9 protein-coding genes are annotated in these 18,915 nt (G+C 51.2%); 3 read left to right on the forward strand and 6 right to left on the reverse strand.

Features of this window, described 5'->3' with window-relative positions; translation table 11 throughout:
- Positions 1-543 precede the first annotated feature (543 nt).
- Positions 544-702, reverse strand: coding sequence for a hypothetical protein (locus tag FJM65_RS21395; protein ID WP_181163792.1), 159 nt, complete (start codon positions 700-702; stop codon positions 544-546).
- A 1,134-nt stretch (positions 703-1,836) separates the two neighbouring features.
- Here FJM65_RS21395 and FJM65_RS21400 point away from each other — a divergent pair.
- The gene (locus FJM65_RS21400) at positions 1,837-2,964 is read left to right on the forward strand and encodes a T9SS type A sorting domain-containing protein (protein ID WP_181163793.1); all 1,128 of its coding nucleotides are present in this window, start codon (positions 1,837-1,839) and stop codon (positions 2,962-2,964) included.
- A 498-nt stretch (positions 2,965-3,462) separates the two neighbouring features.
- On the opposite strand, the gene FJM65_RS18875 is transcribed toward FJM65_RS21400, so the two are convergent.
- The 4 genes from FJM65_RS18875 to FJM65_RS18890 form a co-directional block, all read right to left on the reverse strand.
- The gene (locus FJM65_RS18875) at positions 3,463-3,864 is read right to left on the reverse strand and encodes a response regulator (RefSeq protein ID WP_239023026.1); all 402 of its coding nucleotides are present in this window, start codon (positions 3,862-3,864) and stop codon (positions 3,463-3,465) included.
- A gap of 16 nt (positions 3,865-3,880) precedes the next feature.
- Positions 3,881-6,184, reverse strand: a complete 2,304-nt coding sequence (locus FJM65_RS18880; protein WP_140623643.1) for a PAS domain-containing sensor histidine kinase — start codon at positions 6,182-6,184, stop codon at positions 3,881-3,883.
- A gap of 494 nt (positions 6,185-6,678) precedes the next feature.
- On the reverse strand, positions 6,679-12,525 hold the full coding sequence (locus tag FJM65_RS18885; RefSeq protein ID WP_140623645.1) for a carboxypeptidase-like regulatory domain-containing protein: 5,847 nt from the start codon (positions 12,523-12,525) through the stop codon (positions 6,679-6,681).
- A gap of 177 nt (positions 12,526-12,702) precedes the next feature.
- Positions 12,703-13,608: a LysR family transcriptional regulator gene (locus tag FJM65_RS18890; protein ID WP_140623649.1), complete on the reverse strand. Its 906-nt coding sequence runs from the start codon at positions 13,606-13,608 to the stop codon at positions 12,703-12,705.
- 99 nt (positions 13,609-13,707) lie between these two features.
- Here FJM65_RS18890 and FJM65_RS18895 point away from each other — a divergent pair, with 99 nt between their 5' ends.
- Positions 13,708-14,337, forward strand: a complete 630-nt coding sequence (locus FJM65_RS18895; RefSeq protein WP_140623651.1) for an NAD(P)H-dependent oxidoreductase — start codon at positions 13,708-13,710, stop codon at positions 14,335-14,337.
- A gap of 120 nt (positions 14,338-14,457) precedes the next feature.
- On the opposite strand, the gene katG is transcribed toward FJM65_RS18895, so the two are convergent.
- Positions 14,458-16,713, reverse strand: coding sequence for a catalase/peroxidase HPI (gene katG, locus FJM65_RS18900; RefSeq protein WP_140623653.1), 2,256 nt, complete (start codon positions 16,711-16,713; stop codon positions 14,458-14,460).
- A gap of 321 nt (positions 16,714-17,034) precedes the next feature.
- On the opposite strand from katG, the gene FJM65_RS18905 reads away from it, so the two are divergent.
- Entirely contained in the window at positions 17,035-18,816 is a 1,782-nt protein-coding gene (locus FJM65_RS18905) for a M61 family metallopeptidase (protein ID WP_181163794.1), read from the forward strand.
- Positions 18,817-18,915: the final 99 nt, after the last annotated feature.

Genomic DNA, 18,915 nt, shown 5'->3' on the forward strand with positions numbered 1-18,915 from the left:
TAGGGCTATACAACTTTATGTTTAACGCCCTAGCACTTGCAGCAGTTTGCCTTTTATAAAGTGTTATTAAGCAGGGAGGAATCAATGTCCTCTAAGGCTGCTTCCCCTATGGGAAGTATGATTTTAAAGTCTTTCTAAAGTAGATTAAAAAATTCGAAGGATAAAGGAAGCTGTTACTTCCAGCTCGCATACTTGTTTTCTGGCTAAGGTTAAAATCAGGAGTGGCTAATGCTCTCAAAACAGTACAAAGAGAAAAACAAATTCATTTAGACTACGAAAGTCTTAACATACATCGTCACCTTGTTATAAGTTACTCTTAACTGGGAATAAACAACTGTTCACCCACTATGACTAGCCATTCACCCACAATATTGCACCTCTATCTAAGAAAACCACAAAGCTACCTACCTTAAATTAATCTAACTTCGTAAGGAGGTATTGTAATATTAAAGTACAATAATTTACTGTATACAGAATTCCAGTAGTACAACTCCAAATTCTATGATCAACATAAACTTAATATAAGCCTATGCAAAAATTTACTTAACCCACACTGGCATGATGCACACGTTTCTCCCCAGATTCAAAAGCATCAGCTAAAATCAATATTTTCAAAAGTTTATTATCTGAAAGCGATGAAGCCATAGATTCATCTGCATGGCCACGCTTTGTCTTGATTAATTTAAATTTATTATATAACATGCTATGAAAAAACATTACGCTTACACAAATGATGTAAATCAAAATTATCATACCTCCTCCCGGCTGTGGTATCTTTTTGCCTTTAGCCTTTTGTGCTTTCTTCTAAATCCTGTGCTAAGCATTCATGCTAGTGCCCAAACAGGTACCGGTGAACTAGCAGAAGACGAGGCGATTATCTGGCTGACTACGCCAGGGTCAGGGTCTATTTTGGATTGTTATACCAACGAAATAACAATCGTATCTACTGTTCATAAAGGCGGTGTAAACCTTGATGAGGGAGCGACCTACCAATGGACTGGGCCGGATGGCTTTAGCTCCGATAAAAAAGATATAGTTGTTACAAAGCCAGGCATCTATAAATTAATTGCAAAAACCACCAATGGCTTAACTGGCCAAAACTCTATCGAGATACTAGGGTACAATTACCCTAAGAGGTTTGCCGGACCCGATTTAAATGTTCATCCTTCTACTAAAACAGTTAAACTACAGGGTTACTCACATGGCTTTTACGATATCTCCTGGGAGGCTAGCAACGGGGGCAACATTGTTTCAGGAGGGAACACCCTCAACCCGATAGTAGACGCACCCGGCACATATACTATCACCTTAACCGGAAGGCGAAATGGGTGTACCATGCAAGACACCATGGTAGTCACCGAAGCGGAAGATGTTTTTATAGCACGGATAACCAATGGAATACCCGAAATTGATTGTGATGGAGAACCCATTTTGCTAGATTCATACGTGACACTAAATGGCAATGAGGTGAAGGAGGGTATCACGTACAGATGGACTGGCCCAAATGATTACACGTCGGATGCACCAAATGCTGAAGTTAATGAGCCGGGCATGTATACGCTTGAGGTTAAGCATAATGCTACAGGATTAACTTCATCCGCGACAAAAGGTGTAACGCAAATGCGCTTTCCGGAAGGTAGTGCAGGCCCCGATAAAACACTCACGTGCGCTAATCCTACCGTAACGCTGGAAGGATCCATCACAAATGATTTCGGCGAACCTATATGGCTTGCCAGTGATGGTGGCCATTTCGTTTCTGGTTATAGAACACTAAATCCGGTCGTTGACGCAACTGGCACTTATACTTTAAGGCTCCAGCACCCAAAAGGATGCCCAGTGGAATACACTGTAAAAGTAACCCGCGAGGAGGGGCCGTCTATTAGCGCTACCGGCGGCAAACTGGATTGCCTAAGCGGTTCCATACAGCTTACAGGCTCATCTGATACTGAAGGAGTAAGCTACTCCTGGACCGGTCCGGACGGCTATACATCCAGCGAGCAAAATCCTATAGTTAAGATGGCCGGCGATTATACGTTTACTGTGACAGACCCGCAGAGCGGCTGCAGCGCCTCCACCATGGTTGCCGTGACACCAGCCTCTTCGGAGCTTACAGCTAAAGAATACCTTATCGACTTCAACAGCGCGAAAAAAGGCCTGATCTCAAGTATAGAGACTGAGGCGGGCACGGTAAGTATAATGGGCAGAAAGCGCAACCCGGGGAGCACAGAGACCTTTGCGCCAGAGAACCACGCAGCCATATTCGACTCTCAGGCACCTACCGGAGATGACGCTGACCTCTACACAACGGACTGGGGCCAGGTGCTGATAATCAACACAAACCTATCCGATGTGCCGGACGATAACCAGTGGGGCGGAGAATTGATCCTGGATTTCTCAGCTATTGGCCCAGTAACCTTGGAATCTATAGGCGTGCTAGACATGGACCTTTACGAGGACATGTCGTGGGTATACTTGTATGACGAGGCAGGAAACGAGCTACATAAAGTACACCTGAAAACATTGGGTAACAATAGCAGGCAGACAGTTGACCTGGGCAATACAAGAGGCGTCACAAAAATGAAGGTGGTACTGGATGGCAGGGACGGCTCAGGCTACTTTGCCGGCTCCAGTGCAATAGATGACGTCAAGTTTAGGGTGGAGAAAGAGGTAGCCATCCCATGCCAAAATGCGCAGCAGCAAGAGGCGCTCCAGGCGCTAGCTTATCCTACTACCTTCAGCGACAAAGCAACAATTCAGTTCACGCTGCAGGACGCCGGAGAGTATACGGTCAATCTATATGATACCCAGGGCATCCTTGTAAAGCAGCTTAGCACAGGCACGGCTATGGCCAATGAGCAGGTGACCATTGAGGTTGCTGCAGGTAACATGAAGGAAGGTATGTACCTTGCCCGCATCGTTAGCCCTGCCGGCAGCAAAACCCTCAAACTGATACTAAAGCGTTAGCCAAAGCTACTGCCACGGGCGTTATTCACCGTGCGCGAACTGATTTATTCCAGTTTAATTTAAAAACCGAAAGCCTGCAAAGCGAACTTTTGCAGGCTTTCGGTTTTAATATTGGTTCGGTGCAGAGGTAGGTAATGCTCTGCTACAGATAAGGCGAAATAGTGAATAATACCATTATTAAATGAAGAGTGCGCACTGGTTTATTATTAAATTTACCTCTAGCCTAAACCCACCCCTACCCCCTCCAAGGAGGGGAATTTGCCTGCAGATTTAAAAATTTTAAAGCGCATGGATCAACTGATATTGGCATAAGTAACTACCTCACGAAGCTGCAGGACAATATCAAAAAAATTTACCCTACACTCTGTAGTTAATTCACCCAAAACAGCATACAGCATACGTTACGCGCAACAGATGGATGCCCGCTTGTTACACTGACAGTATGCAGTCATTCCTTCGTTTCATTCCTGCAGTGGTGAAAACGAGACGGCACCTACCTCACGACGGAAAGTGCTGCTCCAGCAGACTGGTTATTTTCTGCGTTGTCAGGGGTTTGTTTAGAAAGCCGGCAACTGGCAAGTCGGCAAAGCATTGGAGGTCGCGTGGATGGTTGGACGTTGTCAGGATAACGACCTTTATAGATTCCTTTTGCTCCAGCTCAAGTTCCTGAAAAGCTGTCATAAACTCCACCCCTCCCATTACCGGCATGTTGATGTCCAGCAGGATAAGATCTGGGATGGCGTCGGATTGGGATTGCTGCTCCAAAAGCTGAAGGGCGATTTTGCCGTTGTTGGCGATTTGCACTTTCTCAACGGCATCTATCTTCTCCAACAGCTTTCTGTTTACAAAGTTGGTAACCGCGTCGTCGTCTATCAACAGGATACTGGCGTTTTTTCTCAATGTAAGTGCTTTTAATTTACTCTGATGCTTTGTCGTTCTTTCTTATAAAGACCATGAATTCGCTCCCACGCCCCTCTTTACTAGACAAGGTGATGTAGCCTCCGGCCCCCTCCACTATTTTTTTCACCATGTACAGCCCGATACCTGTCCCCTCCACATGATCATGAAACCGCTTGAACATGGTGAACAACTGTTCCTGGTTTTTAGGAGACAACCCTAATCCATTGTCCTTAACAGTTAAAACGTGATAGTCTGGCTGCTCTTGGCAGCTAATACTGATAACCGGAGCCCGTTCCTCGGAAGCATACTTCAGCGCATTAGAGACAAGGTTCAGCACCACACTCCGCAGGTTTTTCTCTGAAAAATAAATTGATGTACAATCGTCAACCTCTATCTCAATCCTGGCGGCCGATGCTTTCAGGTGAGGCTCCAGGTCTAACAGGATCTCGCCGATCAGCTCGCGCAGGTTCACTCGGTTAGCCGGGCCGGCATTTTCCTGCTGCAGCTTCACCAGATCAGTAAGGCTAGTGATGGTGCGCTTGAATCGCTCCACGGAGCGCTCCATCATACCGATAATATGCCTGACGTCAGCTTCCTGAAACTCCCCTTCCGCTAGTTCCTCAGACAAAAGCCCGATAAGTCCTTCAATATTGGAGATGGGTGCTTTTAAATCATGTGATGCTGTGTAGATAAAGTTATCCAGGTCATTGTTGATTCGAACCAGTTCCGTGTTCTTGGCCTCCAGGGAAGCCTCTGCCTTCTTCTGGTTATCAATATTGGTATTGGTTCCGACCCAGCGACGGACGTTGCCCTTTTCGTCCTTTACCGCGTAAGCCCGGGTCAGAAACCATCGGTATTCCCCGTCTGCCCCTCTTAGCGGGAAAGTCAGCTCCCAGGTCTCCCCTGCCTGCCAGGCGCGCTGCACAAAGGCCACCACACGCTCCACGTGATCCGGATGATGCACTTTCTCCCAGCCCCACCCAAGCATCTCATCCTCCGTGGCACCGGTATACTTAAACCAGCGCTCGTTGTACCAGTAAATATTACCCTCAGGATTAGCCATCCAGGCTAGGTTTTCTATGTTATTGGCAAAGATCCGAAACTGCTCCTCGCTTTCCCGAAGGGCGGCCTCGGATTCTTTGCGCCTGGTAATGTCGCGTGTAACGGCCAGGTGCGATCCGCCGCCTTGCCCTGGAAGCGGTACAGCGTGGGTTTCCATCCTGCGGCGCGTGCCTTTTAGCCCGATGATATCAAACTCCCAGCTCAGGCTGTTTCCTGCGCAGACGGAAAGGTGATGCTTTTTCCAGGCTGTGCGGTACTCCGGGGCTATCACGTCTAACACGCTAGCTTTACCAAGCAACTCTTCATCGCCCTCTATCATAGTTAGGCCGCACGGGTTCATGTACTCCAGCCTGCCACCCGGCGACACGATTTTGATGCACTCCGGTGTCGCCTCGATAATGGCCTGCAGCCGGGCCTCGCTCTCCTCCACACGCTTTTTCGCCAGAACCTGTGCGGTTACGTCTTGGGCGATGCTGAACACCCCGCACGGCTCACTGTCATCAGTTTCCTTGTAGTAGGGCTGGCAAACAATGTTATAGTAGTAAACCGACTCATTCCCTTCAACCGTCAGCTTCGTGGGATGCTCCAACACGGAAAGAGTCTGACCGGTTTTGCGTACCTGGTCCAGCATATCGGCGAACCCCTGGTCCTTGGCCTCCGGTATCGCCTCAAAAAGAGGCTGCCCGATAATGTCCTTTGACTTACTGTAGAACCGGAGCATGTCATCGTTAATCAGCTCGATAAGATTCTCGGGGCCGGTCATGATGCACACTGCCAAAGGGGCCTGCAAAAAAAGGCTGTATTTCTCCTCTATCGCCCTAAGATCGGTCTCCCTTTTATCTGCCAAGATTTTCTCGGTGATATCGTCCGTGGTGTGCAGAATGTAGTGCAACTCGCCGCGACCGTCTGCCACAGGCCTGCTATTTGCAGACCAGTAGCGCACCTCAAACCCTCCGGCTGGTGTCGGCACGTCGTAACGCACCGTGGGCATCTGGTCCGGCACCTTGTTCTCCACAACGTTCTGCAGGGATGTTCTTAGGCTGGCGGGGCCGGTGGCCGTGATGGCCTTTGGGTTCTCAGGATACACCTCAAACACGCCTCTGCCCATCACATCCGCTCTTTGCTTTCCGGTACTCTGCAGGAGTTCGTCACTGATGGCTAGAATCGTGTACAGGGGTGGATTCGGCTTTAAAACTAGAAAACTCCCCGGTATGGTATTAAAAAGCAGTTCAAAGTTCAATGGTAGTTCCTCGTTCATGGTGTAAGGCCTTAGGGGTAACCAGAGGTAACGGACTTCTCTGGTTGGGTAAATATACAATTGAACTTCGATTAAGTTTTACCATCCTGGAAATAGGCGGATATCTTAACCTATAATACTTAAAAACCGGGCAAATCATATGCTGTTGCCTTTCGCACTGGAGGCACAACCCATTAGCTACCTATACAGGTTGTGTTATGCAGCCATACATGAAACAGAATTTTCCGCATCTGCCTAATAAAGACTATAGCCTCAAGAGCATGTTCAATTTTATTTTTCTGTGCCGAGCTAATATGGGTTAGTACTACCTGCCGGCTCTGGCGAAAGCCCCAGCTTAAGTCAGTATCAGGTGTTTTCTCATGGCCTTTGTCGAGTTCTCTAAAGAAGTTGAACATACTCTCAGACGATAGAACGGACCAGCTTAATTCAAAGCGGTTGGTTTCAGTCTTTGTTATACTTTATACTTACTCAACTTATACCTACTCAACTTATACTTACTCAACTTTTACTTGCTTCAGCCCCGTTCTGCCAAAGAAGGTCGGGAAGTACATGAGCGCTGCCTTGGCCGGGTTTATAGTATAAACTCCGCTGTAGCGCGGCAGCAGTTTGATAGTGTAGGTATACTTGCCTTTGGGCAACTTATCACAGAAGATGCTTACTTTGTTTCTTCGGTACTCCCGGTGCACCTCGTAGGCGCCTCTTCCTGTTTTCTCGCCATAAGAACAGCTGGCAGGTATGGGCACCTCCACCATCACATACTCCGCATCGGCCCTTACTTCCACCTCTACCAGCATTTCCACCGGCACACCGGCTTTCAGCGGCGCGCTTTCCTTTATGCCTTTTAGGGATGTCCTTACTACAAAATCCTTGGCTACGGCCTTTGGTTCGCTGTTCCAGGTGGTTTGGTAGGCTGTGAAGAATACAGGCAGCTTCCCTTGCTTTTCTACGGCCAGTGGCGCAGAGGCTACAAAGGTGGTATCTGTGCGGTGACTCTTTGCCTCAAATGAAACGGCTCCGGAGAAACTGAGCTTATTTGCCGCAAGGGCTGGCTCCTCAGCGGAGGCCTGCAGCAAGTCGGGCAGCAGGGTTTCAAGCACACGCGCCGACTCATAGGTGTTGCGCCAATGGCCACTGCCGCGCTCGCTTAGCAAGTATGCCCTGATTTGCGCCAGCTCGCGCTCGTGGTTGCCCTGGTTGCGCAGGATCTTGTAAGCCAGCAGCGTATTGGAGATGTTGTTGTTAAAAAGGCTCCGCTTTTTATCACCCCAGTATAAGCCGCCTAGCATGGTTCGCTGTTTATACTTTTGCAGCGTGTCCAGTTGCACTGGCAGGTGGTGCTGTTGCTGCAGCAAGATCAGGCGTAGCCTTTCTTCCAGGCTCAGGCGCTTCTGTTTGCTCAGCTCGTTAAGGTAGCGCGGGTAATCTACTTCGGCTTTAAGCTGATGCAGCGTTTCCAGGGCCGTCAGTTTCTCAAACGTATGATTTCCTTCCAGTACGTACACCAGGTAGTCTTTCAGTTGTTCCTCTTTATACTTTGGTTCGAATCCTTCTTGCCTGGCCATCAACAGCGCCTGGCTGGCATGGCTCGTGATCCAGGTATAAGCCGGGCCTTGCTCCCACCAGGTCCAGGCGCCGTTGTGGAGCTGCGTTTTCTCCAGATGCCGCACCAGTTTCTTCACCATGCGCCCGTGCTCAAACTCCTGCCCCAGCTGCTTACGGATGCGCTGCTCCAGCAACAGGGCCATCAGCTTAGAGGCGGCCTGCTCGCTGCACCAATATTCATACTTGTGCAGGTGGTCAATTTCGTCCAGCATCACCTCCAGCAAGTCGCTTTGGGTGCGCAGGGTTACCGGCCCCAACGCAGGGTCGAAGTTCAGAGTAAAAGCTGTGTCGGCGTAAAGTGGCAGGAACTGTCCGACGGTTTCTTCCACGCCCTTCGGAAAGATGCTGACATAGCGCCGTTCGCCGTCGGCCATACCGCCTTGCTGCTGCAGGCTGTACAGCACCTCCACAGAGTCCGGCGCCAACGCAGGGGCTGTTATCATTAAGGTATCTGTCAAGCTTCTTGTCAAGGTTCCTGTCGCTTCTTTCGCTTTATTGCCTCCTATCTCAAACCTCGTGGTCACGGTGGCTGAGTCCGGGAGGTAGTTGAGCGCCTTGCCCACCACATAGGCCTTATCGCCCTCCACCAAAAAGCGCGGCAAGTGTAGCGTGGCCATCATCGCCTTAAACGATTTGATGTTGGTAGAGTAGATGCCGCTGTTTCTGCGGTGATCCATGGCCAGCACATAGGTGTTCCAGCTGGTGATGTCATCCGGGAATTTGGCCGTAAAGGAAACCTCGCCCTGCTTGTTTGTTACCAGGCGGGGCTGCCAGATGGCATAGTCGGAGAAGTTGTTTCGGATGGCGTTGGCTTGTGTTGGTTGGTCCAGGTTGGCATCCAGGGGCGCGTCTGCGGTTAAGTTGCCTTTGGCGGTGGTGATGATAATGACGCCGGCTCTGGCAACCGCTCCATACAGGGCAGTCGCCTCCTCCCCTTTCAATACTTTTGTGCTCGTGATGCCTGCAATATCCCCCTGAGAACCGCTGTATGGCACCCCGTCCACAATAATCAGCGGCTTGGCATCCTCCGCTTTCATACTTATACTTGAAACACCACGAATCTGCACACCTGCTGCGGTTCCCTGTAAGGAAGTAGCCACAGAATTAGCCACCGTATGCCTGCTTTGCTGCACCCCATAGCCCGTCACAACCACCTCCTGCAGCTGCTTCATGTCAGCGGGCAAGGCAACATTAATCCTGGACTGGCGGTGAATTTTTTCCTCCAGCGTGGTGTAGCCAATAAATTGGAAGGAAAGGGTGCCCTGCGCAGGTACATACAACTTGTAGTAGCCTCTCTCGTCGGTGGAGGTGCCTACATTAGAGCCCTTCACGACGACAGTAACGCCAGGCAGCGGCTCCCCGGATTCCTTATCGGTAACTACGCCCGAGATGGCGTGTGTGAACTGCTCTAACCCATTGGTATAGGTATACGTGGTGGCGTTGGCGGTCTGCAGCTGTTGCTGCAGTTCCTTGGCTGTTTGTTTCGCCGTTTTCCTGAGCGAGTCGACTTTGTTCTCCACCAGTTGCCGGAGGTACTCGCTTTCAGGAGATGCTCTTTTCACATCAGCACTACCAAAGTATAGCTGCACCTGCCCGTTTGGTTTCACGGCAACATCTGTCGCAGCGAAGTATCCGTTTGCAAAAGCTAGAGTTAAGGTATATCTGGCGGGTTTCAGGCTATACAAAACACTGTTTTCGGGCGCGTATACTTGCAGCGAGTCAGGCTTTCCGGGTGGGTGCAGGAAAACGAATTTTACCCGTGGCGCTATCTCATCATCGAGTTGCCAGCCTATTCTCCCTTTGCCTGCGGCTATCGCATACTTTCTGTTCTGCTCATAGACCTTGTTGAGGTAGTACTGGTGCTGCGTGGCTTCCCATACTTCACTTATTTTGTGCTCGGTTAGCACCTGCTGGTGCAGCAGCACAGCGTTGTGGTCAGACTTGTTCCAAGAAGGCAAAATTTCCAAATTCAGGGGTAAAGGCTGCTCCCGCATCTTTAGCAAGCTAGGCTCAAAACGGTAACTATAGCCCGGCTCCATCATAAAATTGGTCCTGAAGCTGTTTAGCCGCACATACTGCATCCAGTCCGGGCTGAAAGGCCCGACCATCAACCTTTGCTCGCCTCTTTGGTAATAATAGGTCTGCCGGGGATTGCTTTCGAGCAACTGGATTCTGCTGTCCTGCTTTAGGTAAGACGTAGGCTCATCATAGGCTTTCTCCACGAAAAAGAGGTACCTGAAAAGCCTTCGCTGTTCATCTGAGGTCAAGGCAAGCTTGTTAGCTGGCTGGGCAAACGTGTTCGTGGCTGCCGTGATGTCGGCGCTCACGACCAGGCGCTTTTTATGCTGCAGGTAAAGGCTGTCCAGCGTGATCAGTTTATCGGCGGTGCGAAGTTTAAGGGTATGATAACCGCTATCGGCTGCAAAGGCATAGGCGTTTAATGCGTCGGTTTTGGAAAAGTATACCGGCACCTCGTCCTGGTAAATCACATGCACCGGCACCACCCTGCCCGAGTCTACCACAAACGGGGAAACCTGCGTGATGCTGTCGGCATTAAAAGCATACTCGGTAAAAAGACCGGTTTTAGGATATAAAAAGTGATAGTATGCGATGCTGTCCAGCCCCATGCGCTGGCTCCAGTAGGTCCAGTCGAGCGGCTTTTTACCTTTGAGATTGTCTTCGCCCGCCCTAACGCGGCGGACGGGCTTCTGGAGTTTATACTTGTCCCACGAAGGCAGGTTGGGCGTGTTCGGCTCCTTAAACTTAGAGGTGATGGCATAGGCCGTCAGGTCTACTTTTTCAACCGGATTTCCCTCGTTATCCGTTACGGCAATTTTCAGGTTTGCCTCCTGCCCCGGGTACACTACCTGTGGCGTCTGCAGGTCTATGGTAAGCTGATGCTTGCGCAGGGGCAAAGTTTCCTCTTTTTTATGCACCGCGCTGGCCCATACATACTGCACCGCTACAAAGTATGGCTTGGTGCCATTTGCCTTCTGCCTGAGCGTAAAGCTTTCTTCCTTGCCTTCGCCGCGCGCCACGAGTTTATCGCCACGGTACACAAAGTACCAATACGGAAGCTTCCGCGGGTTCTGCACGGCGACATAAAGCGAGTCGGTGGTCCGGAGTGTTTGCAGGTTGAGTTGAGCCTCTTCCTGCTCCAGATCCACATCATCGAATAAGTCACCTGCCTCCACCTCGTAACCGCTGGCGTAAGGGTTCAGCGGCACGCGCGCCGGCAGCGACAGTTGCTGGGTGGTAATGGCATCATAGGCGGCATTGTAGGCCGTCAGTGCTGCATCTTTCGTCTTTAAGGTGCTGCCTTCCAGGTACTGCACCAGCAAACTGTCCTGCAGCAAGGTTATTTTCAGGCTCCCGCTCGTGTGGTTATACATGGCGTTCTGAGACTTTTGCGTGCGCTCGTTGACGCTATTTAAGAAAGTGGCCTGCACCTGGTAGTTTATACTTGCTTCCGGGAAGATGCTGTCTGGTAGTATGATGTTGGTTTCCCCTACTGCGTCCAGCGGCTGCCGGTGCCTCCAAAGCGTATCAGGCACAAATACCTGCGACTGTTTGCTTTGCAGCACCCGGGACGTTGTCACGACCAGCTCTACCCTGGCATCCAGAATGTTCAGGCCGTTGGCGTTGGTGCCGCGCACTTTTACACTGTTTGCCTGCCCGGTCTGGTGCTCTTCCCGCTCCAGGGCCAGGGTATACTCATTTTCATTCAGCTCATAATCCTCATACCTGAACGATCCGCTGAGGTACTCTTCCTCCTGCTTCCCGACTTTGTATAAGCTGATGCTGTACTGCCGGTCCAGGCTTAGCTTTAGGCTGTCGTGAAGTATAAAAAAGCCCTCGTAAGCGCCCGCCTTGTAGGGTGCCACCTCGGCTATCGTTTTAGTGGAGACGTTGTAGCCATACAGTTTCAGTTGCGCCTTGCCATGTACCGGCTTCCCGTTTTTATCTACCACGAAGGCCTTATACATTACTGTATCGCCGGGCTGGTACATGGGCTTGTTCGTGACCAGGTAGCCTCTGTACTTTTCTCCGTTACCAGACCTTCTGTACTGGGGATCAAACACTGCGAACACGCGCCTGACCCAGCCCTGCGGCTGCAGCCAGCGCACCGACTTGTAAACATCATAGAACGGCCGCCAGATATAATAAATAGGGGCAAAGTGCGTCACCTTGCTGATAAAGCCGCGCCTGTAGTACAGCTCCTCCTGCTCAAACGTTTGGTAAAGCATACTTCCATTCCAATTTACCGCAACCAATCCCTTCTTTGGGTTGTGCCGGAGGCGGTAGGTTTTAGTTTTCACGTCGAAGGCCGCTTTTTTGCCATTTACCTGAACTGCTGCATCGGGCAAGGTATTTCCGAGGCTGTCGTGCACCAGGATTGCGAGCGCCGGTTTAACCTGTAGCAGCTTCACTGCCACCGGGGCTACCGTTTGCAGGCTGTAAACCAACTCTGCCTCGCTGCTGTGCACGTACAGGTAGTGGCCATAAGGCAGCTGCCCGCTGTAGTTGGCATTGGTCGCAAACGAGTCTACGGGAGTATGGAAGTAGGACGGGCCTACCACCGCTGTGCTCTGCTCGTACATGGCTTTCGCCTCTTTGTCTGAGATCCTGAAAATGTATGTGTAAGGACTGCCGGTGCGGGACTGTTCTACTTTGGTCTGGGCGGCACAACAGAAGGTGCAAAGCAAAAGCACGAAAGCAAGTATAAGTTGTTTGGTCATAGCCTGGCTGGGTGAAGCATTAATATACTAATTTATATATAAATGCTTCCTAAGGGATGTCTCCTACAGCAAGGTTGCTACTAAAAACCCGCTCAACCAAGTATGGCTAAAGGGTCATCAGCCTACATAAATCACCTTAGCTTCCATGCTCACAAGCCAGAAACAAGTTAGGTCTACCTAAACGATGGCGCTCATTTCTTTTACCAGTATCTCCTCTATCATGCTGATCTCTTGGGCATAGGTGGTCTTTTTGCGCATGCCAAAGTGTAAGGTGTTCTCTATGATGCTGTGCCCTTGCCAAAGCAGTTTGATGCTGCCGCTGCTTAGTTCTTTTTTAGAGAGAAAGTCCGGTATAACAGCAATGCCTTGGCCACCACTGATACAGCGGATAATGGAGCTCAGGTTGGGCACGATATAGTTAGGTTTGAAGTCGGGGCGCTTGCCGAAGTTCTGTTTCCAGAACCGCCTCAGGTGCTCCATGTCGGCCGTAGTGCCGTACCAGGTTTGCTGCCTTAGCCAATCTTGCATGGCTGCATGGTCCTGGAGCCTGAGAACTTCTTCAAAATCCTGTGTAGGTGTCTTCCCGCCGGCTACCAGCACGATCCGCTCCTTGGAGAAGGGTTTGAACGCCAGGTTTCGGTAATCGCCCTTCTGCGGCGTCACGATAAGGTCCAAAATACCGCTGTCCAGGTCTGCCAGCATCTGAGGGTAATCCCCAAACTTGATGATGACATTAAACGGCAGCGTGGACAGGTATGGCTCCAACGTGAACTGGAACGTTTCGAAGCACATCCCCACACTGATCGTAGGGCGCTCCTTCTCCGTGCTTTTATGAAACAACTCCTCGGCTGCCTCCAGTTTAGTTAGCGCCTCCAGCACATAATTATAAAGCACCTTCCCGCGTTCGGTGGGCACCATTTTGCGGGAGGTACGGTCAAATAGTTTGTACCCGACATAAGCCTCCAAAGAGCCCAGGTGCAGGCTTACCCCTGGCTGCGAAATATAAAGCGCATCTGCCGCACCTGTCAGCGTACCTGTCTCATATATAGCTTTAAAGGTCCTGAACCATTCCAAATTAACCATGCTCTCAACTATTATAATACTGATACAAAGATATGATTTATACTATTTTATAAATAGTATCACCTCCCGTAATTTTGCAGCACACAAACAAAGAGACAGATGAAAAAGATATTCGTGATTAACGGCGGGCAAGTTTTTGGGCACTCAGGTGGCCGTTTTAACGCCACCATTGCTGCTTTAACGCTTCGGTTTTTCAGCGACAGAGGCGGCTACGAAGTACAGGCAACCGACATCAACCAGGCCTACGACCCGGCAGAAGAGGTAGCTAAGTATAAGTGGGCTGATGTGGTGATTTACCACACGCCGGTGTGGTGGTTTCAGCTTCCGCATGGCTTTAAAAAGTATATCGACGAGGTGTTTACAGCCGGGCACCGGCGCGGCATTTACCACAGCGACGGCCGGTCACCGGAAAACCCTGCCATCAACTACGGTACAGGAGGCATGCTGCAAGGCAAAAAGTATATGCTAACCACTTCCTGGAACGCCCCGGAAACAGCATTTACCTTGCCTGGGGAGTTCTTCATGCAAAAATCCGTGGACGAAGGGCCCTTGTTTGGCTTCCACCGGATGAATGCCTTCACCGGTATGCAACCCCTCGAAGGTATACACTTTCATGATGTGGAGAAAAACGCCGATATCCAGCGCGATATTCAACGCTATGAGGCACACCTCAACAAGCTTTTCACCCCTCAAGAAGTGGCTCCTAAGCCAGTATCCGCTACCAAATAGACTAGCTTAACATCACAATGTACTGCAAAAATAAACCTGAGCCATCCCATCGTTTAAGAACAGGATGACTCAGGTTTATACTTAAAAAAGCTGAAGCCAGGCTTTCAGCCGTTCCTTCTTTTACTTCAAGTCGAAGCGGTCCAGGTTCATCACCTTGTCCCACGCCTTCACAAAGTCATTCAGGAAACGCTCCTGCGCATCGGCTGAGGCGTATACTTCTGCAACGGCCCGCAGCTCTGAGTTAGAACCGAAAATCAGGTCAACCCGCGTAGCCATCCACTTCAGCTCGCCCGTCTTACGGTCGCGGCCCTCAAACTCGTAAGCCTTTTCTGAGATGGGCTTCCAAACAGTGTTCACATCCAGCAGGTTCACGAAAAAGTCGTTGGAAAGGGTATCCGGATGTTTCGTGAAAACGCCGCGCTTAGACCGGTCGAAGTTGGTGTGCAGCACCCGCATGCCTCCCATCAGCACAGTCATCTCGGGAGCGGTCAGGGTCATCAGCTGCGCACGGTCTACCAGCATTTCCTCGGCTGACGCTGATATGTTGTCGCGGTTTCTGTAGTAATTGCGGAATCCGTCTGCGTTTGGCTCCAGGATAGAGAACAGCTCTTCCTCGGTTTGCTCCTGCGTGGCATCCCCTCGGCCAGGCGTAAAAGGCACCTCTATGTCATGGCCAGCGTTTTTGGCAGCCTTCTCGATAGCGGCACAGCCGCCCAGCACGATCAGGTCGGCCATAGAAACCTGCTTATTTCCGCTTTGCGCCTGGTTAAACTCCTGCTGAATTCGCTCATATGTCTCCAGCACCACCTTCAGTTCCTGCGGTTCATTTACCTCCCAGTTCCTTTGCGGAGCAAGTCGGATACGGCCGCCGTTGGCGCCTCCGCGCTTATCAGAGCCACGGTAGGTAGACGCCGATGCCCAGGCGGTGCCAACCAACAGCGGAATCGAAAGACCTGAGTCTAAGATCTTTGTCTTCAGCGTACGAATATCCTCCTCGTTCACCAGTTCATGCGTCACAGCCGGGATAGGGTCCTGCCACAGCAACTCCTCCTCAGGCACCTCGGGGCCAAGGTAGCGCGATAGAGGCCCCATGTCCCGGTGCGTCAGCTTAAACCAAGCACGGGCAAAGGCATCCGCAAATTCTTCGGGGTTCTCGTAAAAGTGCCGCGAGATCTTCTCATACGCAGGGTCCATTTTCAGGGAAAGGTCGGTGGTAAGCATAAAAGGGGCATGCTTTTTTGCCGGGTCGTGCGCATCCGGCACCAGGCCTTCGCCCGCGTTTCCCTTCGGCTTCCATTGGTGGGCACCCGCCGGGCTCTTGGAAAGCTCCCATTCGTAACCGAACAGGTTTTCGAAGAAGTTGTTGCTCCACTTGGTTGGGCTGGTGGTCCAGGCGCCTTCCAGGCCGCTGGTGATGGTATAGCCGGCATTGCCGGTTCCGTAGGTGTTTTTCCAGCCAAGGCCCATTTCCTCTATGCTGGCACCAGCAGGCTCAGCGCCTACATACTCGCGCGGGTCTCCGGCACCGTGGGTCTTGCCAAACGTATGGCCGCCGGCTATCAGCGCTACCGTTTCGTAGTCGTCCATGGCCATGCGCCCAAAAGTTTCCCGTATGTGGTGGGCCGCCTCTACCGGGTCAGGCTCCCCATTCGGGCCTTCCGGGTTTACATAGATCAGGCCCATGTGCGAAGCGGCCAATGGGTTTTCGAGCACTCCCCCTGCATGGCGCTCTTTGTTACCCAGCCACTCACCTTCCGCTCCCCAGTAAATGTCTTCCTCTGGCTCCCACACATCCTCGCGGCCACCGCCAAAGCCAAAGGGCTTCAGTCCCATCGACTCCAGGGCGCAGTTGCCGGCCAGTATCATCAGGTCTGCCCATGAAATTTTCCGGCCATACTTCTGCTTGATAGGCCAAAGCAGTTGCCGTGCCTTGTCGAGGTTGGCATTGTCGGGCCAGCTGTTGAGGGGGGCAAAGCGCTGGGAGCCGGAGCTGGCGCCGCCGCGCCCGTCGGCAATACGGTATGTACCCGCACTGTGCCACGCCATCCGGATGAACAAGGGGCCATAGTGCCCGTAGTCTGCCGGCCACCACTCCTGAGAATCGGTCATCAGGTTGTGCAGGTCCTGTTTTACCGCCTGCAGGTCCAGGCTATTAAACTCCTCTGCATAGTTAAAGTCCTCCCCCATCGGGTTCGATTTGGAAGAGTGCTGGTGCAGTATCCGAAGGTTCAGCATGTCAGGCCACCAATCGCGGTTAGACCTGCCGCTACCTGCTGTGTAGTGCACGGATCCACCCATAAAAGGGCATCTTCTCGACTCGTTGGTGTCCCATACCGGGGTGTTGGTGGCCACATGCCTGTCTTTCTTATGTTCCATGGTTTAGTATTAAGAGTTTAAGGTTTTAGTTGATATTAGCTTACCAGAAATAAATATACTTATTTAAAGGCCTGATTACTAATAATTTTCATACTTAAAACTGATGAGATATAGACAAAAGCTATAACACCTACAAAAAACCCATAGAGAACATTTATATAGATAGGATCTTGAGCAGCCTTTTCCTGCAACACGAATCCTAAATCCAAACTTTGCTGCTGTAGCCATAGTTTTTTTCTAATACTTTATACTTAACTTACTCAGGCCTAGCAACCATACAAGTAAATCACGATGATCCGGAAATGCGCTAAACCTTTATCCATGTGCCTCCTTCTGCTATTCCTACTTTCTGCAGTAGCGTTTGGCCAGGGCCATGCTTCAGAGATGGCGTACACCGTGACGATGGAAAAGCCAGCCTCCTCTGTGTTTCATGTGAGCTTGTCGTATCGGGGAGCGCCACAAGACTCTGTGGATTTCAAGATGCCGGCCTGGTCGCCGGGCTACTACCAGCTGCTGCACTACGCCCAAAACCTGGATAACTTTCAGGCCACGGCCAAAGGCAGTAAAAAGCTGCGATGGCAGAAGGTCGATAAAAATACCTGGCGGGTGTACACGGCCTCTAATTCTGACATCCAGCTGGCCTACGACGTGAAAGCAAGTACGGCTTTTGTGGCCAAGAACTACCTGGATGCAACCCGCGGCTATATCGTTCCGGCAGGCACGTTTTTACACGTAAAGGATCAGCTTAACCAGCCGGTTACGGTAACCATCAACCCCTACAAAGCCTGGAAGGACGTGGTGACCGGCCTGGACTCCTTGCCAGGTAAACAGAACCAGTTTACAGCCCCTGACTTTGATGTACTGTACGACAGCCCTTTCCTGATTGGGAATCTGGAGCGCCTGACACCGTTTTATGTAGACGGAAAGCCGCACCGGTTTGTGGGGTACCAGCTGGGTGAATTTGACCGTGAGCAGTTTTGGCAGGATCTGCAAAAGGTTGTGGAAACGGCCAGTGGCCTGGTCGGCGACATTCCCTACGAGCACTATACCTTTATCGGCATTGGACCCGGCAGAGGCGGCATTGAGCACCTGAACTCCACCACTGTTAGCTTTAGCGGAGAAGAATACGGCAGCAGGCAAGGCCGGCTACGGCTGTTAAGTTTTCTGGCGCACGAGTATTTCCACCACTACAACGCCAAGCGCATCCGGCCTGTGGAGCTGGGGCCATTCGACTATGACCGGGAAAACCGCACCAACATGCTTTGGGTAGCCGAAGGGGGCACCTCCTACTACGAGTACCTCATCTTGAAACGGGCAGGGCTGATGAGCACCCAGGAGATGCTGGATGCATTGCGCGGACACCTGATGGCCTACGAGAACCAGCCGGGCAGGCTGTACCAGTCTGTCACGCAGGCCAGCTATAACACTTGGTCCGACGGTCCTTTCGGGCGCACCGGCGACGAGATCAACAAAACCGTTTCGGTGTATGACAAAGGCCCGATCATGAACCTGCTGCTCGACTTTAAAATCCGGCACGAGTCCGGCAACAAAAAGTCATTGGATGATGTGATGCGCTTCCTGTACCGCGAGTATTATCAGAAAAAGGGCCGCGGCTATACCGAGGAGGAGTTCTGGCAAGCCAGCGAAAGTATGGCAGGAACTAAACTGGACGAAATCAGAGATTATACTTCCACGGTGCAGCCGATCGACTATCAAAAGTATTTCCGGTATGCCGGGCTTGAGATCGACACGGCCACGACCACGCTACCCGATGCCTACGCCGGGCTGGACACGCGGCAAAAAGGCGACACCCTGTTTATCTCCAACGTAGCCTACAACTCCCCTGCCTGGCAAGCTGGCCTGCGGCGAACGGAGCAGGTACTGAAGATCAACGGTGAGAAAGCCTCGAAAGAACTACTTGCCAGCCAAATGAGCAAGGCAAAGCCCGGCGATACTTTACAGCTGCTCATCGCTGAGGAGGGCCGCCAGCGCCCTGTGAAGGTAACGGTAGGCAGGCAGAGAACAAAGCTGTATAACATTACGTCCTTGCCTAACCCAACGCCGCTTCAGAGAGAGATCTTGGCTTCGTGGCTGGGGGAATAGGCGCGTTTCACCAAAAAGTATACCTGGCGAGCTATTCGTGCTTCTTAAAGCGGAAAGCTGGCGGCTTTGCCGTACTTTTGCAGTGCTGCTGAGCTTTTA

It is taken from the genome of Pontibacter mangrovi (assembly GCF_006385705.1).
GTDB lineage: Bacteria > Bacteroidota > Bacteroidia > Cytophagales > Hymenobacteraceae > Pontibacter > Pontibacter mangrovi.